This is a genomic window from Lysobacter sp. 05T417 (genome assembly GCF_056396405.1).
The window spans coordinates 407,177-429,388 of the sequence record NZ_JBFTLK010000002.1 but is presented as its reverse complement, the minus strand read 5'-3'; the positions used below and the strand labels follow the sequence as shown (position 1 = coordinate 429,388).

General features: G+C 68.6%; 26 protein-coding genes, 1 tRNA gene and 1 other RNA gene. 18 read left to right on the top strand and 10 right to left on the bottom strand.

The genetic code is table 11. The features are described 5' to 3' along the window. Positions 1-45: 45 nt before the first annotated feature. Both AC1DER_RS05250 and AC1DER_RS05245 read right to left on the bottom strand, forming a co-directional pair. Positions 46-396 (bottom strand): hypothetical protein, encoded by a 351-nt coding sequence (locus AC1DER_RS05250; RefSeq protein WP_441815005.1) that lies wholly within the window; start codon positions 394-396, stop codon positions 46-48. Beyond that, complete coding sequence (locus AC1DER_RS05245) at positions 396-1,505, bottom strand: glycosyltransferase family 9 protein (RefSeq protein ID WP_477357723.1); 1,110 nt, start codon at positions 1,503-1,505, stop codon at positions 396-398. The genes AC1DER_RS05250 and AC1DER_RS05245 overlap by 1 nt, the downstream gene beginning before the upstream one ends. 125 nt (positions 1,506-1,630) lie before the next feature. Between AC1DER_RS05245 and AC1DER_RS05240 the strand changes: the two genes are divergently transcribed. Genes AC1DER_RS05240 through AC1DER_RS05215 form a run of 6 tightly spaced genes read left to right on the top strand, consistent with a single transcriptional unit; the run spans position 1,631 to position 5,360 of the window. Beyond that, positions 1,631-2,380, top strand: coding sequence for a 3-deoxy-D-manno-octulosonic acid kinase (locus AC1DER_RS05240; RefSeq protein ID WP_441815003.1), 750 nt, complete (start codon positions 1,631-1,633; stop codon positions 2,378-2,380). A 2-nt stretch (positions 2,381-2,382) separates the two neighbouring features. Beyond that, positions 2,383-3,153 carry an MBL fold metallo-hydrolase gene (locus tag AC1DER_RS05235; protein WP_477246453.1) on the top strand — a complete coding sequence of 257 codons (771 nt, stop codon included), beginning with the start codon at positions 2,383-2,385 and terminating at the stop codon, positions 3,151-3,153. After that, positions 3,150-4,172 (top strand): GTP 3',8-cyclase MoaA, encoded by a 1,023-nt coding sequence (moaA, locus tag AC1DER_RS05230; protein WP_477246451.1) that lies wholly within the window; start codon positions 3,150-3,152, stop codon positions 4,170-4,172. The genes AC1DER_RS05235 and moaA overlap by 4 nt, the downstream gene beginning before the upstream one ends. Continuing rightward, positions 4,173-4,673 carry a cyclic pyranopterin monophosphate synthase MoaC gene (gene moaC / locus AC1DER_RS05225; RefSeq protein WP_477246449.1) on the top strand — a complete coding sequence of 167 codons (501 nt, stop codon included), beginning with the start codon at positions 4,173-4,175 and terminating at the stop codon, positions 4,671-4,673. Beyond that, positions 4,670-4,912: a molybdopterin converting factor subunit 1 gene (gene moaD, locus AC1DER_RS05220; protein ID WP_477246515.1), complete on the top strand. Its 243-nt coding sequence runs from the start codon at positions 4,670-4,672 to the stop codon at positions 4,910-4,912. Before moaC ends, moaD begins: the two co-directional genes overlap by 4 nt. A 22-nt stretch (positions 4,913-4,934) precedes the next feature. Then, positions 4,935-5,360, top strand: coding sequence for a molybdenum cofactor biosynthesis protein MoaE (locus AC1DER_RS05215; protein WP_477246447.1), 426 nt, complete (start codon positions 4,935-4,937; stop codon positions 5,358-5,360). A 61-nt stretch (positions 5,361-5,421) separates the two neighbouring features. Here AC1DER_RS05215 and ffs read toward each other — a convergent pair. Continuing rightward, positions 5,422-5,518, bottom strand: an RNA gene (gene ffs, locus AC1DER_RS05210) — signal recognition particle sRNA small type. A 77-nt stretch (positions 5,519-5,595) separates the two neighbouring features. After that, positions 5,596-5,688: transfer RNA gene (locus AC1DER_RS05205), tRNA-Ser, on the bottom strand. A gap of 160 nt (positions 5,689-5,848) precedes the next feature. Here AC1DER_RS05205 and dnaX point away from each other — a divergent pair. From dnaX to AC1DER_RS05185, 4 genes are all read left to right on the top strand, one after another. Further along, on the top strand, positions 5,849-7,702 hold the full coding sequence (gene dnaX, locus AC1DER_RS05200; protein ID WP_477357721.1) for a DNA polymerase III subunit gamma/tau: 1,854 nt from the start codon (positions 5,849-5,851) through the stop codon (positions 7,700-7,702). Positions 7,703-7,780: 78 nt separating this feature from the next. Continuing rightward, on the top strand, positions 7,781-8,101 hold the full coding sequence (locus tag AC1DER_RS05195; protein ID WP_441814997.1) for a YbaB/EbfC family nucleoid-associated protein: 321 nt from the start codon (positions 7,781-7,783) through the stop codon (positions 8,099-8,101). Next, a complete protein-coding gene (recR, locus tag AC1DER_RS05190; protein ID WP_441815225.1) occupies positions 8,098-8,694 on the top strand; it encodes a recombination mediator RecR in 597 nt (198 codons plus the stop codon). The genes AC1DER_RS05195 and recR overlap by 4 nt, the downstream gene beginning before the upstream one ends. 116 nt (positions 8,695-8,810) lie before the next feature. Next, a complete protein-coding gene (locus tag AC1DER_RS05185) occupies positions 8,811-9,161 on the top strand; it encodes a histidine triad nucleotide-binding protein (RefSeq protein WP_441814996.1) in 351 nt (116 codons plus the stop codon). Between the two features lie 10 nt (positions 9,162-9,171). Here AC1DER_RS05185 and AC1DER_RS05180 read toward each other — a convergent pair whose 3' ends face one another. From AC1DER_RS05180 to AC1DER_RS05165, 4 genes are read right to left on the bottom strand one after another with little or no spacing between them, the layout of a single operon-like run. Next, entirely contained in the window at positions 9,172-9,660 is a 489-nt protein-coding gene (locus AC1DER_RS05180) for a Slp family lipoprotein (protein WP_441814995.1), read from the bottom strand. Beyond that, the gene (locus AC1DER_RS05175; protein ID WP_477247898.1) at positions 9,657-11,675 is read right to left on the bottom strand and encodes a transglutaminase TgpA family protein; all 2,019 of its coding nucleotides are present in this window, start codon (positions 11,673-11,675) and stop codon (positions 9,657-9,659) included. The genes AC1DER_RS05180 and AC1DER_RS05175 overlap by 4 nt, the downstream gene beginning before the upstream one ends. Next, entirely contained in the window at positions 11,668-12,630 is a 963-nt protein-coding gene (locus AC1DER_RS05170) for a DUF58 domain-containing protein (protein ID WP_441814993.1), read from the bottom strand. Before AC1DER_RS05170 ends, AC1DER_RS05175 begins: the two co-directional genes overlap by 8 nt. A 30-nt stretch (positions 12,631-12,660) precedes the next feature. After that, a complete protein-coding gene (locus tag AC1DER_RS05165) occupies positions 12,661-13,614 on the bottom strand; it encodes an AAA family ATPase (protein WP_477247896.1) in 954 nt (317 codons plus the stop codon). A gap of 91 nt (positions 13,615-13,705) precedes the next feature. Here AC1DER_RS05165 and AC1DER_RS05160 point away from each other — a divergent pair, with 91 nt between their 5' ends. After that, a complete protein-coding gene (locus AC1DER_RS05160) occupies positions 13,706-15,550 on the top strand; it encodes an ArnT family glycosyltransferase (RefSeq protein WP_477247894.1) in 1,845 nt (614 codons plus the stop codon). Between the two features lie 9 nt (positions 15,551-15,559). Here the strand turns inward: AC1DER_RS05160 and AC1DER_RS05155 are convergent, their stop codons facing one another. Both AC1DER_RS05155 and AC1DER_RS05150 read right to left on the bottom strand, forming a co-directional pair. Continuing rightward, complete coding sequence (locus AC1DER_RS05155) at positions 15,560-16,147, bottom strand: Maf family protein (RefSeq protein WP_441814990.1); 588 nt, start codon at positions 16,145-16,147, stop codon at positions 15,560-15,562. Position 16,148: 1 nt separating this feature from the next. Continuing rightward, the gene (locus tag AC1DER_RS05150; RefSeq protein ID WP_441814989.1) at positions 16,149-16,505 is read right to left on the bottom strand and encodes a hypothetical protein; all 357 of its coding nucleotides are present in this window, start codon (positions 16,503-16,505) and stop codon (positions 16,149-16,151) included. A 137-nt stretch (positions 16,506-16,642) separates the two neighbouring features. Between AC1DER_RS05150 and AC1DER_RS05145 the strand changes: the two genes are divergently transcribed. The 7 genes from AC1DER_RS05145 (at position 16,643) to fabF (ending at position 22,167) form a co-directional block, all read left to right on the top strand. Then, on the top strand, positions 16,643-17,161 hold the full coding sequence (locus tag AC1DER_RS05145; RefSeq protein WP_441815224.1) for a YceD family protein: 519 nt from the start codon (positions 16,643-16,645) through the stop codon (positions 17,159-17,161). Positions 17,162-17,180: 19 nt separating this feature from the next. Beyond that, the gene (gene rpmF / locus AC1DER_RS05140; protein ID WP_441814988.1) at positions 17,181-17,375 is read left to right on the top strand and encodes a 50S ribosomal protein L32; all 195 of its coding nucleotides are present in this window, start codon (positions 17,181-17,183) and stop codon (positions 17,373-17,375) included. A gap of 172 nt (positions 17,376-17,547) precedes the next feature. After that, positions 17,548-18,528: a beta-ketoacyl-ACP synthase III gene (locus AC1DER_RS05135; protein WP_441814987.1), complete on the top strand. Its 981-nt coding sequence runs from the start codon at positions 17,548-17,550 to the stop codon at positions 18,526-18,528. A 149-nt stretch (positions 18,529-18,677) separates the two neighbouring features. Beyond that, positions 18,678-19,640: an ACP S-malonyltransferase gene (gene fabD, locus AC1DER_RS05130; RefSeq protein ID WP_477247891.1), complete on the top strand. Its 963-nt coding sequence runs from the start codon at positions 18,678-18,680 to the stop codon at positions 19,638-19,640. After that, entirely contained in the window at positions 19,637-20,383 is a 747-nt protein-coding gene (gene fabG, locus AC1DER_RS05125) for a 3-oxoacyl-ACP reductase FabG (protein ID WP_441814985.1), read from the top strand. Before fabD ends, fabG begins: the two co-directional genes overlap by 4 nt. Before the next feature lie 142 nt (positions 20,384-20,525). Continuing rightward, a complete protein-coding gene (gene acpP / locus AC1DER_RS05120; protein ID WP_031373652.1) occupies positions 20,526-20,765 on the top strand; it encodes an acyl carrier protein in 240 nt (79 codons plus the stop codon). 151 nt (positions 20,766-20,916) lie between these two features. Beyond that, on the top strand, positions 20,917-22,167 hold the full coding sequence (gene fabF / locus AC1DER_RS05115; protein ID WP_477247887.1) for a beta-ketoacyl-ACP synthase II: 1,251 nt from the start codon (positions 20,917-20,919) through the stop codon (positions 22,165-22,167). Positions 22,168-22,212 lie beyond the last annotated feature (45 nt).

The following is a 22,212-nucleotide window of genomic DNA, read 5'->3' as shown; positions in this document are numbered from 1 at the left end:
TGCCTGACCGTCCGCCGCGGGAGCCCGATGGGTCCCGCGGAACGCTCACGTGGCCAGCGCGTACGCGGCCACCGCGAACGACAGCAGCGCCACGGTCGCCGCCACCACCGACACGAGCTGCACGCGCACCAGGCGCTGTTCCTGCGCGGCCTGCTGCTGGCGCAATTCGGCGATCGTGCGCTCCAGCTCCATCGAGGCCTGCTTCAGCGCCGTCAATGTCATTTCCATTTCGGCCGCCAGGGTCTTGATCGCCTGGTGGTTCTGGTCGACCGCATCCTGCAGCTCGCGAATCTGCTGCGGGATCTGGGTCGGCTCCTTGCTGCGGGTGAACATCGGCCGGGCGGCGCGGATCAGTTCCGGCAGCAGCGGCGCGACCACGGTGAACCAGGCTGCCATCACGTCGTCTCCGGGGTTGTGTGGGGCGCGCGCGGCGGCAGGTGGTCGGCGCAGTAGCGTTCGAACGCGGCGATGGCGTCTTCGACCGTGACCAGGTCCATGACGCCGTCGTGCTCGATCTTCGTTCCCCAGCGCAGTTCCGCCGCGGGCTTGCCCAGGTACTTGCGCGCGGCATCGTCGTAGCGGTCGGCGCAATAACGGCGATCGCTGTACGGGCCGCTGCGGGCCGGGTTGCTGGCTGCGTGCAACCCCAGCACCTTGGTGCCCATGGCGTTGGCGATGTGCATCGGGCCGGAGTCCGGCGTCACCAGCAGCTGGCCGCGTTCGAGCAGCGCCGGCAATTGCTTGAGCGTGTCCTTGCCGACCAGGTCGAGTGCGCGATGCTGCATGGCGGCGATGATGGCGTCGGCCGTGCGGCGTTCCAGTTCGCTGCGACCGCCGCACAGCACCACCCGCCAGCCGCGCGCGCTGGCGTGATCGGCCAGGGCGGCGTGCCGTTCCGGGCGCCAGTTGCGCAGGGCATGGCTGGAGCACGGCGAGACCAGCATGGTCGGCGTGCCGTCGTCGGGCCATTGCTCTTGCGCCCAGTGCCGTGCCTCGTCGGGCACCGGCAGATTCCAGTACACCCGGTCCTGGTGCAGGCCGAGCGGCTCGCAGAAGCTGCCGATCGCATCGAGCACGTGGATGCCGGGGCGATCGGCAATGCGTTCGTTGACGAACAGTCCGTGCAGGTCCCTCGAGCGCGAGCGGTCGTAGCCGATTCGCCTGCGCGCCGGGATGAAGGCCGAGAGCAGGTTGGCGCGTGCGGCGACCTGCAACTGCAGCAGCGCATCGAAACGGCGCTGCGCACCCAGGCGCTGGCGCAGTTCGCGACGAAGTGCGCGCATGCCGGCCAGGCCGGTCTTCTTGTCGTACTCGATGAAGTCCACGCCGGGCAGGCCGGCCAGCAGGCGGTGTTCGCCCTTGCCGATCACCCAGGTCAACCGGACCTGCGGCCAGGCCGTCTGCAGCGTGTGCACCAGCGCCACGACATGGGTGACATCACCCAGTGCCGACAGCCGCAGCAGGCAAATCGATGCCGGCGCCGGTGGCGGGTTCGAGGCCTTCATGCGTCGCGCGTCCTGGCTGGTGGGGCAGGCCGCGACCGGGCAGGGCGTCCGGCAGCCGACCCGGGCAACGTGCATGTGGCGCGTGAAGGCAGATTGCTGGGCACGTGAATTGCTAGACTCCGGGAATGACGGGGTTCGATGCTACCGAAGAGTTGACACCGTTCCGCGACGACAGCGGTTACGGAGCCATTCTGTTCGACCGTAACCGGGTGCGGCAAGCGAGCCCGGAGTGGTTCGTTCCGTCGTTCTGGGAACAGCGCGCACGCCCGGTCGAGAGCGGCGGGCGCGGTGGCGCCTGGTTCGTCGACGCGCCTTTCGGCCCGGCGCTGCTGCGCCGCTACCTGCGCGGTGGCATGGCCGCGCGCGTCAGCCGCGACCGCTACTGGTGGAACGGCGCCGGCAGCACGCGCAGCTTCGCCGAGTTCCGCCTGACCCGGACCATGGCCGAGAAGGGCGTGCCGGTGCCGCGCCCGATCGCCGCCTGTTACCGCCGCGACGGCATGTTCTACCGCGCTGCGATCCTCCTCGAGCGACTCGACGACGTGCGCACTTTGGCCGACCGCGCCGCAGTGGCAGGCGATGGTGCTCCCTGGGAAGAGGCCGGTCGCCTGATCGCTCGCGCCCACCGGGCCGGGCTCGATCATGCCGACCTCAATGCCCACAACCTGTTGTTCACCACCACCGGTAGAGGCTGGATCATCGACCTCGACCGTGGCCGCATGCGCATCCCTGCCACCGCCTGGCGCGAGCGCAACCTCGCGCGCCTCAAACGTTCGCTGCTGAAACTGCGCGGCAACCGCAGCGTCGAGGAGGTCGAGCGTGATTTCAGTCGCCTGCGCGAGGCCTACGACCGCGCCTGGGATCGAGGCTACTGAGCATGGCCTGGCAATTGCGCCTGCACGGAGTCGGCAACGCCTCGGCGGTCGAGCTTGGTTCGGCCATGGCCACGATCGAGCGCAATGGCGCGCCGTGGCTGACCATCGACTGCGGCGGCGAAGGGCTGACCGCCTACCTGGCGCAGTACGGCCACGCGCCGCAGGCGCTGTACATCACCCATACCCATCTCGACCACGTCGCCGGTTTCGAGCGACTGTTCGTGTCCAGCTACTTCGATCCGCAGCGGCGCGGCCGGATCCGCCTGTACGTGCCGGCGACGGTGGTGCCCCTGCTGCACCAGCGCGTGGGCGACTACCCCAACGCGCTGGCCGAGGGCGGCGTGAACTTCTGGGACGCCTTCCAGGTGATCCCGGTCGGCGGCTCGTTCTGGCATGACGGCGTGCGCCTGGAAGTGTTCCCGACGCGGCACCACTGGCCCGAGACCGCCTATGGCCTGCGCCTGCACGGCAGCGTGGTGTGGACCGGCGACACCCGCCCGATCCCGGAGATGCTGGCGCGCTACGCCGACGCCGGCGAACTGATCGCCCACGACTGCGCGCTGCACGGCAACCCCTCGCACAGCGGCATCGAAGACCTCGAACGCGAATACCCGCAGGCGCTGCTCGATCGCTGCCTGCTGTACCACTACGGCAACCGCGAGGAAGGCGAGATCCTCGCCGCCCGCGGCTACCGTGTCGCCCATCCGGGCCAGGTGGTGGCCCTGGTCGAGCCGACGGCCCAGCAGGTCGACGTGCAGCCGGTGCTGCCATGAGCGCGGTTCCTGCCACCTCGCCGCTGCCGCTCGACCTGCGTGGCCGGCCCTTGCACGACCTGCGCCTGTCGGTGATCGAGGCCTGCAACTTCCGCTGCCCGTACTGCATGCCGGCCGACCGCGTGCCCGACGACTACGGCTTCGACTCAGCCTCGCGCCTGTCGTTCGACGAAATCGAGACGCTGGTGCGCGGTTTCGTTTCCCTGGGTGTCAGCAAGCTGCGCCTGACCGGTGGCGAGCCGCTGCTGCGCAAGCGGTTGCCGCAGCTGGTCGAGCGCCTCGCCGCGATCGCCGGCCTCGACGACATCGCCCTCACCACCAATGGTTCGCTGCTGGCCGGCCAGGCACGCGCACTGCGCGATGCCGGGCTGGGCCGGATCACGGTCAGCCTCGATGCACTCGATCCGGAGCGGTTCGCCCAGATGAGCGGCGGCCGCGGCAACATCGCCGACGTGCTTGCCGGCATCGCGGCGGCGCAGGCGGCCGGCTTTGCCTCGATCAAGCTCAATTGCGTCGTCGAGCGCGGCATCAACGACGACCAGGTGCTGCCCCTGCTCGAACACTTCCGCGGCAGCGGCCATGTGCTGCGGTTCATCGAGTACATGGACGTGGGCACCTGCAACGGCTGGGTCCGCGATCGGGTGGTGCCTTCGGCGCAGCTGCGCGACCTGATCGCCGCGCGCTGGCCGCTGCGCGCGCTGGAGGCGAACTACCGTGGCGAAGTCGCTTCGCGCTACGCCTTTGCCGACGGCCTCGGCGAGGTGGGTTTCGTCAGTTCCGTCAGCGAGCCGTTCTGCGGCGATTGCCATCGCGCCCGCGTGTCGGCCGACGGCAGGCTCTACACCTGCCTGTTCGCGTCTGACGGACACGATCTGCGCCAGGCGCTCGGACACGGCGAAGCGGCGTTGCGCGAGCGAGTGGCCAATCTGTGGACGCAGCGTGGCGATCGTTACAGCGAGCTGCGTGGCGCCGTCGGTGCATCGCGCCGGCATGTCGAGATGTATCTCATCGGCGGTTGAATGAAAGCGAAGAAGCAACCCGCGCGCAAGCAACTCACGCACATCGATCCTGACGGTCGCCCGGCGATGGTCGACGTCTCGGCGAAGGCGGTCACGGCGCGCGAGGCGCGGGCCGAATGCACGGTGCGCTTCCCGCCCGCGGTGGCGGCGCAGTTGCGCGCTTCCGGCCTGAAGAGCGCCAAGGGCGGCATCGTCGACACGGCGATCATCGCCGGCACGATGGCGGTCAAGCGCACGCACGAGCTGATCCCGTTCTGCCATCCGCTGCCGATCGACGGCTGCCGGATCGGCATCGACTGGGGGGGCGCGACCACGCTGCGGATCGAATGCGCCGTGCGCACGACCCACCGCACTGGCGTCGAAATGGAAGCGCTGACCGGCGCGACCGTGGCGGCATTGACGGTCTACGACATGTGCAAGGCGCTGTCGCACGCGATCGTGCTGGGCCCGGCGCGGGTGCTGGGCAAGCGCGGCGGCCGCCACGATTTTGGAGCGACCTGATGACGCAGGTCACCGTGCTGTATTTTGCCAGCCTGCGCGACGCCGCCGGCGTCGCCAGCGAACCGGTCGAGGCCGATGGCGACCTGCGCGCGCTGTACGACGCGTTGCGCGCGCGCCACGGTTTCGCCCTGCCGCACGAACGCCTGCGCGTGGCGGTCGACGGTGAATTCGCGCGCTGGGAACAACCGGTGCGCGCCGGCAGCGAAATCGCGTTCATCCCGCCGGTCAGCGGCGGCTGACCACGGCAACTGCGACACAGACATGAGCAAGCACTTCAGTCTTTCCGAAACCCCGTTCGACACCGCCAGCCTGCGCGCGCAACTGCTCGACGACCGCGTCGGCGGCTACGCCAGCTTCGAGGGCTGGGTGCGCGACCACAACGATGGCCGCGCCGTGCATGGCCTGCGCTACGAGGCCTATGCCGCCCTGGCCGAGGCCGAAGGCGAGCGCGTGCTGGCCGAGGCACTGGCCAAGTTCGACATCCTCGATGCCGTGTGCGTGCATCGGGTCGGAGACCTGGCGATCGGCGAACTGGCGGTGTGGGTGGGTGTCAGCGCGGCGCATCGTGATGCCGCCTTTGCCGCCTGTCGCTTCGTCATCGACGAGGTGAAGTCGCGCGTGCCGATCTGGAAGCACGAACGCTACGCCGACGGCGACGCCGGCTGGCTGCATCCGCAGACCTCGTGACCGCGGCCGTTTGACGGCATGGCGGCGTGCCGGGGCAGGGCCGGCGCCAGAAAAGGCGATGGCCCCGCCGGCTGACCTCGGCACCCGCATCAGTCAATACCGTTGCTGCCTTCCGGCCCTGGCGGAGTTTTCGACCTAGCGTCGCGAGGGGCCGACGGGGCCACCATAGAGACTTTCAACAACACACTTTCATCAAAAGCCCCGCATTGGCCGCGGGGCTTTTCCACTTCGAAGCTGGCGGAGAGAGGGGGATTCGAACCCCCGAAGCGCGGTTTAGACGCTTACACACTTTCCAGGCGTGCTCCTTCAACCACTCGGACACCTCTCCGCACCTGGTACTTCGTTCCCCCTGAACGTGGCATCCAGCCGTAACAAGCCGTTTACTGGGGGTCGCAGATTCTAGCCGCCACCGGCTCCAGGGACAAGCGCGACGAGCGGGTGCCATGCCCAGTCGCGGTGGCCGCGACTGGGCATGGCAGAATGTGGGCATGTCCTACCTCGTCCTCGCCCGCAAGTGGCGTCCGAAGCGCTTCGCCGAACTGGTGGGGCAGGAGCACGTGGTCCGTGCGCTGACCAATGCACTCGATACCGGTCGCGTCCACCACGCCTTCCTGTTCACCGGCACCCGCGGTGTCGGCAAGACCACCATCGCGCGAATCTTCGCCAAATCGCTGAACTGCGAGCGCGGGACCTCGGCCGAGCCCTGCGGTGAATGCGGCTCTTGCCGCGACATCGATTCCGGGCGCTTCATCGACCTGCTCGAGATCGACGCCGCCAGCAACACCGGTGTCGACGACGTCCGCGAGGTGATCGACAACGCCCAGTACATGCCCAGCCGTGGCCGGGTGAAGGTCTACCTGATCGACGAAGTGCACATGCTGTCCAAGTCGGCCTTCAATGCGTTGCTCAAGACGCTGGAAGAGCCGCCCGGGCACGTGAAGTTCCTGCTCGCCACCACTGACCCGCAGAAATTGCCGGTAACGGTGCTGTCGCGCTGCCTGCAGTTCAACCTCAAGCGCCTGGACGAGCAGCAGATCAGCGGGCAGATGACCCGGATCCTGCAGGCCGAGGGCATCGATGCCGATTCCGGCGCGATCCGCCAGCTCGCCAAGGCCGCCGACGGCAGCCTGCGCGACGGCCTGTCGCTGCTCGACCAGGCCATTGCCTACACCGGCGCCAGCGCCGGCGGCAGCGCGCTGGGCGATGCCGGCGTGGCGACCATGCTCGGCACCGTCGACCGCACCCGCGTTGGCGCGCTGCTTTCGGCCCTGGCCGAAGGCGACGGCGAACGGTTGCTGGCCGAGGTGGCCGTGCTGGCCGAATTCTCGCCGGACTGGGGCAGCGTGCTGGAGGCCTTCAGCGACGCCCTGCACCGGATCCAGGTGCGCCAGCTGGTGCCCGAGGCGCAGGTCGAGGCAGACGGTGTCGACGTCGACGCCCTGGCTGGACAGTTGCGGCCTGAAGTGGTGCAGCTGTGGTACCAGATGGCACTCAACGGTCGTCGCGACCTGGCGCTGGCGCCGAGCCCGCGTGCCGGTTTCGAGATGAGCGTGTTGCGGATGCTGGCGTTCCGTCCGGGCGACGGCGATGGCGCCCGCGCGCCGTCGGCGGAACCTGCGCAGGCCTCGCGTGGCGCGAGCCCTCGCAGTGCCGCCACTGCCGCGCCGGTTGAACCGGTCGGCACGACCCGTCCCGACGCTCCGTCCGCCCCGGTGGCGCGCGAGCGGACGCCGCCGCCGAGTCCGTTTGCAGCGCCAGCGCCGCCGCCGGTTGTCGAACCGATGCCCACGCGCACGGCCGCCGCGCCCGCGCCGGTCGAGCCGCCGCCCGCAAGGGAGCCGGCGCCCGCGCCGCGTCCGATGCCGGCCGCGGTCGAGCATGCTGCGGTCGAGCATGCCGCGGTCGAGCAGGCTGCAGCGCCGACCGACATCACCTTCATCCACGGCGCCGGCATTGCCGATGCCGATGCCTGGCACGCGATGGTCGCCGCAACCAGCCTGCGCGGCCCGGCCCGCCTGCTGGCCGAACACGCCGGCTTCGTTGCCTACGCCGAAGGCGTGCTGAGCCTGTCGCTGGCACCCACCGACGACCATCTGCGCAGCAATGCGCTGGTCGATCTCATGGCCGAAGCACTGGCACCGGCGCTGGGCGCCGCGCCGCAGGTCCGTTTCGTCGAGGCGCGCACGGCCGAGTCATTGCACCAGCGCAACGAGCGCAGTCGCGACGAGCGCCAGGCGGCGGCCGAAGCGAACTTCATGAGCGACCCGGACGTGCAGCGCCTGATTTCGCAGCACGGCGCCAAGGTGGTGCCGGACTCGATCCGGCCCTACGACGAAAAATGATCCCCCCCGCCACTGCCCACCGGGCGTGGCCGTCGCCCCTGACGCAGGGGCTCCATTGCCAATAGATGAGTGACAGACATGCGTGGAAACATTGCCCAACTGATGCAGCAGGCGCAGAAGATGCAGGAAAACGTGCAGCGCGCCCAGGAAGAGCTGGCCAAGCTCGAAGTCACCGGCAACGCCGGCGGCGGCATGGTCAGCATCACCATCACCGGCCGCATGGAGTGCCGCAAGGTCCGCATCGACCCGAGCGTGCTCAGCGACCAGGAAATGGTCGAGGACCTGATTGCCGCTGCCTTCAATGATGCGGTCAACAAGGTCAATGCCGAATCGCAGTCGAAGATGTCGGCCGCGACCGCCGGCATGCCGATTCCGCCCGGCATGAAGATGCCGTTCTGACTTCGCTGCTCGAACAACTCATCGACGCCTTTCGCGTCCTGCCTGGCGTAGGCCAGAAATCGGCGCAGCGCATGGCCTACCACGTGCTCGAACGCGAGCGCGCCGGTGGCCAGCGCCTGGCCGATGCGCTGTCGGCCGCGGTCGAGCACATCGGCCATTGCGCGCGCTGCCGTGACTTCACCGAGGGCGAGGTCTGTGCGACCTGCGCCAGCGCCGCGCGCGATGCCCACCAGTTATGCGCGGTCGAATCGCCGGCCGATCGCCTGGCGATCGAACAGGCCACCGGCTACCGCGGCCTGTACTTCGTGCTGCAGGGACGGTTGTCGCCGCTCGATGGCATCGGCCCGCGCGAACTCGGCCTCGATGCGCTTGCCGCGCGGCTGGCCGAGGGCGAGGTGCAGGAACTGATCATCGCCACCAACCCCACGGTCGAGGGCGAGGCGACCGCGCATTACCTCGCGCAACTGGCGCGCCAGCACAAGGTGCGGCCGAGCCGGCTCGCGCACGGCGTGCCGCTGGGCGGCGAGCTGGAATACGTGGACCGCGGCACGCTGTCGCATGCCTTCGGCAGCCGCAGCGAGATGCCGGACTGAGCTGCCGGGACGGCGGGTGATCTGGCGGGAGATCTGGCGAATGATCTGGCGGAAGATTTCACCTGCCGCCGCCTCGGCGTAAAGTCGCATCCACTTGCCGACTGCCCCCGACTGCCATGTCCGACACCATCTTCCACAAGATCATCAAGCGCGAGATTCCGGCCGACGTCGTCTATGAGGACGATCACCTGATCGCCTTCCGCGACATCGCGCCGCAGGCGCCGGTGCACGTTCTGTTCGTGCCCAAGACCGATGTCGCCACGCTCAACGACCTGCAGCCCGACCAGGCCGCGATCGTCGGCCGCCTGGCGGTGGCCGCGGCCGACTACGCCAAGCGCGAAGGATTCGCCGAGGACGGCTACCGGATCGTGATGAACTGCAACGGCGACGGCGGGCAGACGGTGTTCCAGATCCATCTGCACTTGTTGGCCGGCGCCCCGCTGGGGCGCTTCGGAACGTCGCGCTGAGGCGCGACGCTTACCACCAGCCCCACCACGGCCACGGCGCCGCCGGATAGCCGACGACATCGACCGTCTCGCGTACGGGCCACAGGTAGACCACGTCGGCCTCGACCTGCGGGAAGCGGTAGTCGTACTCGCCGATGCGGCGGTTCTGGTAGCCGCTGATGCGACCGATGAAGGTCACTTCGCGGTTCTGCTCGAACACCGCCGGGTCGTAGAAGCCGGTGCGGCAGGCAATGAAGCGGCCGCCGGTGTCGTCGCTGCCCCAGTACGGACGGCCGCTGTCGCCCAGATACGTCGAGATCATCTCGAAGCAGGTGCGGTTGGCCTGCGGTTCGACGCTGACGATGCGACCGCCCCAGCGCACCGAGGCGCCGGTGCTGTCGTTGGCCGCGGCGTCACGCGGGGTGATCGGATTGAAGGAGCCCTGCAGCGGTTGCGGGGCGCTGACGCAGGCGGCCAGCAGCATCGTGCCGAGGGCCAGTACGGTGAGACGGACGTTCATCGGCGATCTCCTGGTGTCATGCCTGGGGTCCGCATGCGGTGCGAGCCTGGTTGGGCGGACGGGCGATGCGCGCGCAGCGCCTGGGTCAAGGCGCGGGTCGAACGTCCCCCCGGTTCGCCGTCAGCGTACCGCCAATCGCTGAAACGTTGGCTGAGGATTCGCAGTTCGTCGGCCAGTTCGGGACGGGTCGCGGCGACGCGCTCGGCCCAGCGCCCGGCCGGTTCGTCCGGGTAACGCTCCAGGTCGAGGTGGCGATAGCGGCGCGCCAGCGCATGCCAGGCGCGCAGCATCGGGTCGGGTTCGCGTTCGTTGCGGCGGCTGAACCACACCATCCACAACAGCCCCAGCGCCACCGCCAGCATCATCAGCAACACCAGCGTGCGGTCGTCGATGCGTTCGATGCCGAGCGGTCGCAGCAGGCGCTGCTGGCGCTGGGCATTGAAGCCGAGGACGAAATCGTTCCAGCCGCGGCGCATCCAGTCGCTGACATCGAACAGCGAGCGTCCGCCGGCGATGCCGCCAAGCAGGCTGCCGGCACCGGGCTGGCGGTCGTCGAGGGTGTCGTAGATGCGTTCGGGCGCCACCGCGGCGGTCGGATCCACGCGTACCCAGCCGCGCCCGCGCAGCCACACCTCGGCCCAGGCATGGGCATCGGAGCGTCGCACCAGCCAATAGCCGCCCACCGCATTGCGGTAGCCGCCGGCATAGCCGGTGACCACGCGGGCAGGAATGCCGGCGGCGCGCATCAGCACCACGAACGAGGAACTGAAGTGCTGGCAGAAGCCGGCGCGCTGGTCGAACAGGAACTCGTCGACGCTGTTGCGCCCCAGCAGCGGGGTTTCCAGGGTGTAGGCGAAGTCGCGATGGATCCAGTCGAGGGCGCGGGTGACGATGGCCGCATCGGCATGGGGACCGGCGTCGATGCGCCAGCGCCGGCCCAGCGCCAGCGTTCGCGGGTTGTAGCCGCCCGGCAGTTGCAGGGCGTACTCACGCAACTGCCGCGACAGCCTTGCCTCGTAGCGCACGGGCGGGGCCGATTGCATGCGCCAGCGGGTCACGCCGGTCAGCTGGGCGGTCGATTGCAGGCTCTGGTCCGGGTCCTGTTCGCTGCCGGCGGGCGCCGCCAGTGGCAGGTCCAGCGCCACCAGCTGGCGGCGGTCGGTAGGCTCCAGCTCGATCTCGTAGTCCCACCGTTGCCGGCCGTGCTCGATCACTGTCTGGTTCCAGCCAGCCGTCCAGCGCGGCTGCGTCCAAGTGCGTCCGTCGAAGTCCCACATCACCGGTCCGCGCCAGTACATCTGCTGCGGCCGTGGCGTGGCGCCGAAGAAACGTGCCCGCAGGGCGGGGCGCTCATCGCCCATCAGGTCGACCCAGTCGCCCGGGCTCATCCGGTCCGACAATCCGGTCCGGGCCATGGCGCGTTCCGGGATCCCCCACAGCGGCGAGGCCAGGCGCGGGAACAACCAGAACGCCGCCAGCGCCAGTGGCAGGCCCAGGGCGAGCAGGCGGCCGGTGGCGGCCATGCGCCGCCACGGCGATGCGTCTCGACGGACGTCACCCGATTCGATGTCCGCCAGCACCTGCAAGGCCGCCAGTGTCAGCAACGTCGCGGCCAGGCCGAGCACGAGGGACAACGGGCCCTGGTCGAGCAGGAAGGTGGCGAACGGCGCGAACAGGGCAAAGCCGAGCAGGCTGCGCGCGTCGCGCAGGCTGAAGGTTTCCGCCGGCTTGATCGCCAGCATTGCCGCCAGCAGGGCGCAGCCGGTATCGCGACCAATCGAGAAGCCGCTCATGGTCAGCACGATCGCGATCAGCACCACCGACAGCAGCAGGCGCAGCAGACCATGCAGCGGATGCCGCCAGGTCACTGCGACCACCGCCAGCGCGCTCACCGCGAGGGTCAGTGCAATCGGCATCGGCAACTGCAGCAGCAGCGGCAACAGGCATGCGCCGGCGCTCAGCAGCACCCAGCGGCGCGCGCGTGGATCCAGCGCTGGCGTCGACGGATCAGCCATGGGGCAGCAGCGCCAGCGCGCGCAGGCAGGCATGTCGATGTTGCGCGCCGCGATCGGGTCCCAGCGGTGCATGGCCGGGCAGGCGCAACTGGTAGCGGCGGCCTTCGCGCTCTGCTTCGTCGATCCAGCGCGCCAGGCGCGAGATCCGCGCTTCATGGGCGATGCCGGCGATGGCGCGCCAATCGAGCACGATCTCCGCGCCGATGGGCTGTTCGTACTCGCGCACCAGCAGTGTGTCGCGCCGCGCCGATGGCTTCCATGCAATCGCGCGCCGCGCATCGCCAGGACGATAACCACGCAGATGGTGGACATCGTCTCCGCTCGGATTCACCCGCGCCTGCACCCGGTCGCCGTGACCGGCCGGCAGCGGCGGGCCTTGGGCTTCCGGTGCGGGGTATACCAATAGCGGCGATTCGGGCCACACATAGGCCCATGCGCGTGCCAGCCCGAGCGGGCGCGTGGTCGACAGGCGCAGCTTGGGCAGTTCGAACCAGCCGCGCTGCACCGTCGGCAGCAACAGTTGCGCCTCGCCCGTGCCGCGATCGAGATTGAGCACGCCCGGCGCCGCGGCGAACGCGCCATCGTCATCCAGGCGCACACCGCGACGGACCCGGCCGGGCGCTGCCCGCGCATGCAGGCGCACGCTGAGCGGCGTGCCTGCGGCGACCGGTTCGGCATCGGCCGCGACCAGTTCCAGCCCCGACAGCTGCATCTGCGCCGCGACCAGGCTGGCCAGCCCGGCGCCGGTCAGCATCAGGCCCAGCAGCAACGCCGGGTTGTTGTTGTAGTTGAGCGCGCCGAGCAGCATCGTCAACAGCAGCAATGCGTAGAACAAACCAAAACGCGTCGGCAGCACGTAGATGCGGCGCGGGTGCAGGCGTGCCGGCAGGGTTTCCGGATCGCGCGGGCGCGTCCACACCATCGCCCAGGCATGCAGGCGCGAGCGCAGGCGCATGGGCGCTTGCTGATCCGGCGGCGACATCGCTCAGTCCACCGGCACCGCGTGCAGGATGGCCTTGGCCAGTGCCGCGTCCTTGCCGGCATCGACCTCGGCGACCAGGCGATGCGCGGCGACCGCGGGGAACAGGGCCTGCACGTCCTCGGGCAACACGTGCGCGCGCCCCAGCAGCAGTGCGTAGGCGCGGGCCGCACGCAGCAGCGCCAGTCCGGCGCGCGGCGACAGCCCGACGCGAATGCCAGGGTGGCGACGGCTGCGCGCCATCAGGGCCTGCACATAGGCGACGAGCGCCTCGCTGGCATGCACCTGCTGCACCGCCCGGCGCGCGGCGAGCACGTCGTCGCTGCCCAGCAGCGGCAGCACGCGTGCGATCAGGTCGCGGCGATCATCGCCTGCCAGCAGGTCGCGTTCGGCGTCCGCATCGGGGTAACCCAGGCTCAGGCGCAGCAGGAAGCGATCGAGTTGCGAATCCGGCAACGGATAGGTGCCGGACAGGTCGACGGGGTTCTGCGTGGCGATGACGAAGAACGGCTCCGGCAGCGCATGGGTGGTGCCATCCACCGTGACCTGGTACTCGGCCATCGCCTCCAGCAGCGCACTTTGCGTGCGCGGCGGCGCGCGATTGATCTCGTCGGCCAGCAGGACCTGCGCGAACACCGGGCCGGCATGGAACTGGAACTTCCGCGCCTGCGGGTCGAACACCGATACGCCGACAACATCGGCCGGCAGCAGGTCGGAAGTGAACTGGACACGCTGGAAGTCCAGGCCCAGTGTTGCCGCCAGCGCGTGGGCGAGGGTGGTCTTGCCCAGTCCGGGCAGGTCCTCGATCAGCAGGTGGCCACCGGCGAGCAGCGCGACGAACGCAAGGCGCACCTCGTGCGATTTGCCCAATACCAGCGAATTGACCTGCGACTGGGCGCGTTCAAGGGCGCCTCGCAGGCCATCGGTTAGCATGGTCGCCGTCGAAAGGGATACCGCCATCGCGCGTGTGCTCCTGTTGGATGTTGCGACCTGCTGGCTGCCACGGGTGGTCGCGATGAATTCACCCAGAGTGTAGCGAGGTCACGAACGGATGCGGGATGCAGTGCAGGCACGACGCGCTTTCTGGGTGCTGTGGGTCGCAGTCCTTGCGATCAAGCTCGTCGTCATTGCGCGCCTGCCGTTGTTCGTCGACGAGGCGTTCTACTGGCAGGAAGGGCAACACCTGGCCGCGGCCTACTCGGACCTGCCCGGACTGACCGCCTGGCTGACCCGCCTTGGCACCGTGTTCGGCGGCGACCACACGTTCGCGATGCGCCTGCCGTTGCTGCTGATCTCGGCGCTGGTGCCGTGCCTGATGGTGCATGTTGCCGCGCGCGAGTCAGGTGCGCGTGATGGCTGGGTCGCTGGCTGCTTCACGTTGCTGTTGCCGCTGGCTGGCAGCCTGGGCGTGATGGCGCTGCCCGATGCGGCCATGGCGCTGGCCACGCTGCTTTGTGTCGACGCCGGCGCCCGGTTGCTGCGCCAGGTCAGCCCGGAGGCGGCCCTGGAGCTCGCGGTCGGCCTGGCATTGGGCGCGTTGTGTCATTACCGCTTCATCGCCGTCATCGGTGTTGGCTTCATCGCCCTGGCCATGATCGAGGAGGGTCGGCGCGCGCTGCGTGATGTGCGCGTGCTGGTGGCGATCGCCTTCGGCGCATCGGCCTGGACACCGCTGGTGGCATGGAACCTCGACAACGCCGATGCCGGCCTGCGCTTCCAGCTGGTCGATCGCCATCCGTGGTCCTTCCACGCCGACGCGGTGTGGTTCATCGCGATCCAGGCGCTGTTGGTCACGCCATTGCTGCTGGCGGCGCTGGCCGTTGCGGCGCGGCGCGGGTTGGCCAGCCCGACACCCTCGCAGCGCTATTTCGCCCTGCTCGGCACGGGCGTGGTGCTGGGCTTTTTCGCCCTGGGCTTCTTCGCCGACACCGAGCGCGTGAGCTTCCATTGGCCGTTGCCTGGTTACCTGGCGCTGCTGCCCTTGCTGCCGGCCGTGCTGTGGCGCTGGCCGCGCGGGTGGCGCCTGGCCACGGCCTGGCTGGCTGGCCTGGGCCTGGTGGCCACCCTGAGCTACTACCTCGCCGTCTCGCAGCCGCACCTGCGCGAGCGCAACGCGGCGCAGAAGTGGTACCCCAGCAATTTTTCCGGATGGGATCCGTTGGCGCAGGCGGTGCGTGCACGGCTTGCGCGGATGCCGGCGGGGACGCGGGTGGTGGCGGACAACTTCAAGATCGGCGCCGAACTCGGTTTCGCGCTCGGCGATCCGCGCATCGCCGTGCTCGACCACCCGATCAACCACAAGCATGGCCGCGCGCCGCAGTTGCGCCTGTGGGGCCTGCAGAGCGCCGGTCGCGCCGACTGGGGCGCGCAGCCGGTGCTGCTGGTGGTCGGCGCCACCGAGATCAAGTATCGCGACCTGCTCGATCGCTATCACGACCTGTGCGCGATGGCCGGGCCACTGCCGCCGCCGGAAGTGCTCAACATCGACCACGGCAGCCAGCGCTTCATGTTGTTCGCGCTGCAGGGCGCGCCGGTCGCGGGCGGCTGCACCACGCCGTCCATGGTCTGGGTCGACACACCGGTGGCCGATGCGCGCGTGGGCCGGCATTTCAGCGTCGACGGCTGGGCGTTCAAGGACGGTGTCGGCCTGGCCGGAGTCGAGGTCACGCTGGACGGCCAGGTCGTCGCCCAGGCCCGTTACGGCCGGCTGTTCCCGGGCCTGACGCAGGTCTGGCCGAAATCCAGCGATCCGCAGCATCCCAACGTCGGCTTCGACGCCGACGTGACGCTGCCGCCGGGAACCTACAAGGCGGGCACCCACTGGTTGGGGCTGCGCCTGCACGGGCGCGATGGCAGCGTGGAGACCTGGGCCGAGCGGCCCATCGAGGTCGAGTAGCGCGTCGCCTCAGGGAAGCTCGAACCCCGCCTGGCGCAGCAGGCGCGCCGTTGCAATCAACGGCAGGCCGACCAGTGCGGTCGGATCGCGGCTGTCGATGGCCTCGAACAGGCTGATGCCCAGGCCCTCGGACTTGAAGCTGCCGGCGCAGTCGAACGGCTGCTCGGCGTCGACATAGCGCCCGATCTGGGCGTCATCGAGCGCGCGGAACTCCACTTCGGTCAGGTCGAGCGCCTGCAGCGGCGGCTGCCCGGCCTTCATCACGCACACGCCGGTGTGGAACTGCACGCGCTGGCCGGTCATTGCCGCCAGCTGGGCAATGGCCGCCTGGCGACCGCCGGGCTTGCCCAGCATGCGGCCATCGAACGCGGCCACCTGGTCGGAGCCGATGACCCAGGCGTCGGGGCGGAGCGAGGCGATCGCCATGGCCTTGGCCGCGGCCAGGCGGCAGGCGAGGGCGTCCGGGGCTTCGCCCGGGAGCGGCGATTCGTCGGTTTCCGGTCGCGCGGTCTCGAACGCCAGGCGCAGGCGCGACAGCAGTTCGCGCCGGTAGACCGAGGTCGACGCCAGGATCAGCCTGGGGGGCGATGCGGACACGTCAGGCCATGGGCGCGCGGGCGCGGGCGATCAGCGATAATTGCTGGTCGATCCGGTCGCGTGCGGCATCGATCGAGCTTCGTACCTCGGCCAACTGGGTCAGGCTGGCTTCGCGGCCGTGGTCGCGCAGCCACAGGCGCTGGCGCAGCATCTCGCGCATGGCGTCGCCCACCGGGTCATCGCCGCCGTTGCCGGCGACCGCCTCGATCTCGGCCCGGGCCAGGCGCAGGCGCTCCTCGAGGGCGTCAGCGGCGTCCAGGACCTCGCGGACCGCGCGTTCGCGCCGTCCGGGGCGGTGCCAGGCAAAGCTCAGGGCCGCGATCGCCAGGGTGGAAAGGAGCAGGAGGACGATGGTCACGGGCACGGGCAACTGAACGGGAATGGACCGGAGTTTGAGGCCGGCCCCCGGCCATCCGCAATTGCCGCCGACGAGCGGGCACCAGGACGGCCCCTGGTTTGACAGGATGGGCCTTGATCCCTAACATTCCGCAGCTTATGTCAGCCGACCTGCCCGCGATTCTTGATGTTTGGCGCATGGTGGCGGCGCGGCGCGGCCTCGAAGGCCGTGTGCCGTTGTCATCGCTGACGCGGCTGCGGAACAGTCTGGTCGACACCGAGGGTGAGGTTCGCTTTGCGCTCGAGTTCGATCACGACGCGCTGCGGGTGCCTTATGTCGAACTGCGAATCGATGCCGAGCTGCCGCTGACCTGTCAGCGCAGCCTGGAGCGGTTCCTGTTCCCGGTGAACATCGTGCAGCGCCTTGGCCTGATCCGTGATGAAGCGGACGAGGCGGCGTTGCCAGAGGGATACGAGCCGTTGCTGGTGCCGGAAGATGGCCAGCTGCGGACCGTCGAACTGGTTGAGGACGAGTTGATCCTCGCTATCCCGGTCGTGCCGATCGCGCCCGACACGGAAGCGGTGGAAAGCGACTGGCCGGCGACCGAGCAGGCCGAAGAGCCGGAGCGCGTGAACCCGTTCGCGGCGCTGTCGGCATTGAAGAAACAATCGAACTGAGTTTTTTTGGAGCAAGACCATGGCTGTCCAGAAGTCCCGCGTTTCCCCGTCCAAGCGTGGCATGCGCCGTTCGCACGATGCGCTGTCGCCCAAGCAGCTGGCGACCGACCCGACCACGGGCGAGACCCACCTGCGTCACCACGTCACCGCTGACGGTTACTACCGCGGCAAGAAGGTGATCGACACCAAGTCCAAGGTTGCTGACGAAGAGTAAGCTCTTCGCCCACCGTCGCGCCGCGCGCAGCTCCTCCCGGACTCGCGCGGCCGCCGCACAGCCTGGACTGTCGGAACCGTAAAGGTTCAGCGCGCTCAGCGGCCATCGCGGCGGTGTATTTCCGTCGGCATGGCTGGCGGAGTCCCGACAACGGCTGTGCAGCGGAGTGGCGATGACGCAACAGATTTATTCCCGCATCGCGGGAACCGGCAGCTACCTTCCCGAGAAGGTGCTGACCAATGACGACCTGGCCAAATTCATCGACACGAGCGATGAATGGATTGCCGCGCGCACGGGCATCCGTGAGCGTCATATCGCCGCCGAAGGCGAGACCACCAGCGATCTGGCCTACCACGCTTCGGTGCGCGCACTGGAAGCGGCCGGCGTCGATGCCAAGGATCTCGACCTGATCGTGGTCGGCACCACCACGCCGGATCTGATCTTCCCGTCCACGGCCTGCCTGCTGCAGCACCGCATCGGTGCCGACGGCTGCGCTGCGTTCGACGTCAATGCCGCCTGCTCGGGCTTCGTCTACGCGCTGACGGTGGCCGACAAGTTCATCCGCTCCGGTTCGGCGAAGAACGTGCTCGTCGTCGGCGCGGAAACGCTGACCCGCATGCTCGACTGGAGCGATCGCTCCACCTGCGTGCTGTTCGGCGACGGCGCTGGCGCGGTCGTGCTCAAGGCCGACACCGAGACGGGCATCCTCAGCACCCACATGCACGCCGATGGCGGCAAGAAGGAGCTGCTGTGGAACCCGGTTGGCGTCTCGGTCGGCTTCAAGCCCGAAGAGCCCAATGCCGGCGTCAAGGTGCTGATGACCGGCAACGAGGTCTTCAAGCACGCGGTGAAGGCATTGGATTCGGTCGTCGAGGAGACGCTTGAGGCCAATGGCCTGGATCGTCACGACATCGACTGGCTGATTCCGCACCAGGCCAATCTGCGCATCATCGAAGCCACGGCCAAGCGCCTGGACATGCCGATGGAGCGGGTGATAGTCACGGTCGACAAACATGGCAACACGTCGTCGGGTTCGGTGCCGCTGGCGCTGGACGAGGCGGTGCGCTCGGGTCGTGTCCAGCGCGGCCAGCTGGTGCTGCTTGAGGCCTTCGGTGGCGGCTTCACCTGGGGCTCGGCGCTGCTGCGCTACTGAGTTGAGCGTTCACGCTCCGCCAAACGCCTCCGCTGTCCGCAGCGGGGGCGTTTTCGTTTGTGCGCCCGTGCAGACCCGTACAGGCCCGTACAGACGCACTAGAGCAAACACTCGTATCATGCGCATTCTTTGTCGCAAGGCCTTCACGCGTGACCGTAACCCCCCATACCGATTCGACCCTGGCGTTCGTGTTCCCGGGCCAGGGCTCGCAGTCGCTCGGCATGCTGGCCGAACTGGGCGAACTGCACCCGATCATCCGCGAAGCGTTCGCTGAGGCCAGCGATGGCGCGGGTGTCGACCTCTGGGCGCTCAGTCAGGGCGGGCCGGAAGAAATGCTCAACCGCACCGAGTACACGCAGCCGGCGCTGCTTGCCGCTGGCGCGGCGGTGTGGCGCTTGTGGCAGCAGCGCGGTGGCGCCATGCCGGCGTTGCTGTCGGGCCACAGCCTGGGCGAATACACCGCGCTGGTCGCCGCTGGCGCGTTGTCGCTGAAGGATGCCGCGCACCTGGTGCGCCTGCGTGGCCAGCTGATGCAGGAAGCCGCTCCGGCCGGCACCGGCGCGATGGCCGCCGTGCTCGGTGCCGAGGATGCGCTGGTGCAGGAAGTCTGCGAGAGCGTGTCGGGTACGAGCGTGGTGGTGCCTGCCAATTACAACTCGCCGGGCCAGATCGTCATTGGTGGCCACGCCGATGCGGTCGACAAGGCGATGGCCGTGCTCGGCGAACGCGGCGTGCGCAAGATGGTGAAGCTGGCAGTGAGCGTGCCTTCGCATACGCCGCTGATGCGCGACGCCGCCAACCGCCTGGCCGAAGCCATGGCCGGGATGGCCTGGCACGCGCCGAAGCTGCCGGTGGTGCAGAACGTCGACGCCGGCATCCACGACAGCCTCGACGCGATCCGCCATGCGCTCGTCCGCCAGCTCTATCTGCCGGTACAGTGGACCGGTTGCGTGCAGGCGCTGGCTGCCAAGGGCGTTGCCCGCGTCGCCGAATGCGGCCCGGGCAAGGTGCTTGCCGGCCTGGTCAAGCGCATCGACAAGTCGCTCGATGGGCGCGCGATCGGTACGCCCGGCGAGTTCGAAACCGCTATCGAAGAATGGAAAAAGGCATGAGCCAGAAACTGCTGACCGGTGAGGTCGCTTTGGTTACCGGCGCCAGCCGCGGCATCGGCGCGGCCATTGCCGACGAGCTGGCCGCGCACGGCGCGACCGTCATCGGTACCGCCACCTCCGAATCCGGCGCCAACGCGATCGGCGAGCGCCTGGCCGGGCACGGCGGCCACGGCCGCGTGCTCGACGTCAGCGACGCCGCCTCGATCGAAACGCTGATCGACGGCATCGCCAAGGACATCGGCGCGATCTCGATCCTGGTCAACAACGCCGGCATCACCCGCGACAACCTGCTGATGCGCATGAAGGACGAGGACTGGCAGGCCATCCTCGACACCAACCTCACCAGTGTCTTCCGCACCAGCAAGGCGGTGATGCGTTCGATGATGAAGGCGCGCAAGGGCCGCATCATCAACATCGCCTCGGTGATCGGCGTGACCGGCAACGCCGGCCAGGCCAACTACGCCGCGGCCAAGGCCGGGATCATCGCTTTCAGCAAGTCGATGGCCCGGGAAATCGGCAGCCGTGGCATTACCGTCAATGTGGTGGCCCCCGGTTTCATCGACACCGACATGACCAAGGCATTGCCCGAGGACGCCAAGAGCGCGATGCTGGGCCAGATCGCCCTGGGCCGTTTTGGCGAGCCTGCCGACATCGCCCGCGCGGTGGCGTTCCTGGCCGGCCCCTCGGCGGCCTACATCACCGGCGAGACGCTGCACGTCAACGGTGGCATGTACATGCCGTAAGGCCTTGCCAAGGTGGCAATGCTTGCGCTTGTAACCATTTGAAGCAAAAGGGCTTTCGCGTATCCTCGCGGACGCCTGCGATTCCACCAATGTTCCTTTAGACTATTCCGTCGAATATCCCGTCCGGGAGGAGTGAGTACCCATGAGCAGCATCGAAGAGCGCGTCAAGAAAATCGTGGTCGAACAGCTGGGCGTCAAGGAAGAAGAAGTCACCAACAACGCTTCGTTCGTCGACGACCTCGGCGCTGACTCGCTCGACACCGTCGAGCTGGTGATGGCGCTCGAAGAAGAGTTCGAGTGCGAGATTCCGGACGAAGAGGCCGAGAAGATCACCTCGGTGCAGCAGGCCATCGACTACGTGAAGGCTCACGTCAAGTCGTAACTGTGCCGTAGCCGGTGCACCAGACCGGTAACGTGGAGGCGGGCCATCCGGCCGACGCGCCTCCTGCAAAACCAGACCGGGGCCGCATTGCGGCCCCGTGTCTTATGTGCCGGACCATGCGCCGGCGTAGTGTTCGTAGACGGAGTGTTTCATGTCCAATCGCGCCTTCAACCGACGCGTCGTGGTCACCGGCCTCGGCATCGTGTCGCCGCTCGGCAACGACCTGGCCAGCAGCTGGGACGGCATCGTCAACGGCCGCTCCGGCATCGGCCCGATCACCCACTTCGACGCTTCGGCCTTCACCACCCGCATCGCCGGTGAAGTGCGCAACTTCGACATCACCCAGTGGGTGAGCCCGAAGTATGCCAAGAAGATGGAAGAGTTCATCCACTACGGTGTCGCCGCTTCGATGATGGCGATCCAGGACGCCGGCATCACCGTCGACGAGTCCAACGCCGAGCGCATCGGTGCGCTGATCGGCTCGGGCATCGGCGGCCTGCTCGGCATCGAAGAGCAGACGATCAAGTACCACGAAGGCGGCCCGCGCAAGGTCTCGCCGTTCTACGTGCCCAGCACGATCATCAACATGCTGCCCGGCCAGGTCTCGCTGCTGACCGGCATCAAGGGCCCCAATTTCTCGGCCGTTTCGGCCTGCGCCACTGCCAACCATTCGATTGGCATGGCGATGCGCATGATCCAGTACGGCGATGCCGACGTGATGGTCGCCGGTGGCGCCGAGCGCGGTTCCTCGCCGACGTCGGTCGCCGGCTTCTGCTCGATGAAGGCGATGTCGACGCGCAACGACGACCCGACCCATGCCTCGCGTCCGTGGGACAAGGACCGCGACGGCTTCGTCCTCGGTGACGGCGCCGGCATCCTGATCCTGGAAGAGTACGAGCGTGCGAAGGCGCGTGGCGCGCGCATCTACTGCGAGCTGTCCGGTTTCGGCGCCAGCTCAGACGCCTTCCACATGACCGCACCGAGCGAGAATGGCGAAGGCCCGGCGCGCTGCATGGTGGCCGCGCTCAAGGACGCCGGTGTCAATGCAGTCGAGGTCGGCTACCTCAACGCACACGGCACCTCCACGCCGCTGGGCGACCTCGCCGAGACGCTGGCGATCAAGCGCGCACTGGGCGAGCACGCCTACAAGACCATGGTCAGCTCGACAAAGTCGATGACCGGCCACCTGCTCGGCGCCGCCGGCGGCGTCGAGGCGATCTTTTCGGTGCTGGCGCTGCACCACGGCATCATCCCGCCGACCATCAACCTGGAAGAAGCCGGCGAAGGCTGCGACCTGGACTACGTGCCGAACACGGCGCGCCAGGCCAAGATTGACGTCGCCGTCTCCAACGGCTTCGGTTTCGGCGGCACCAACGGCACGCTGGTGTTCAAGCGGATCTGAGCACCGCGCCGTGGGTTTGCCTGACGATCCCCGCTGCGGCGGGGA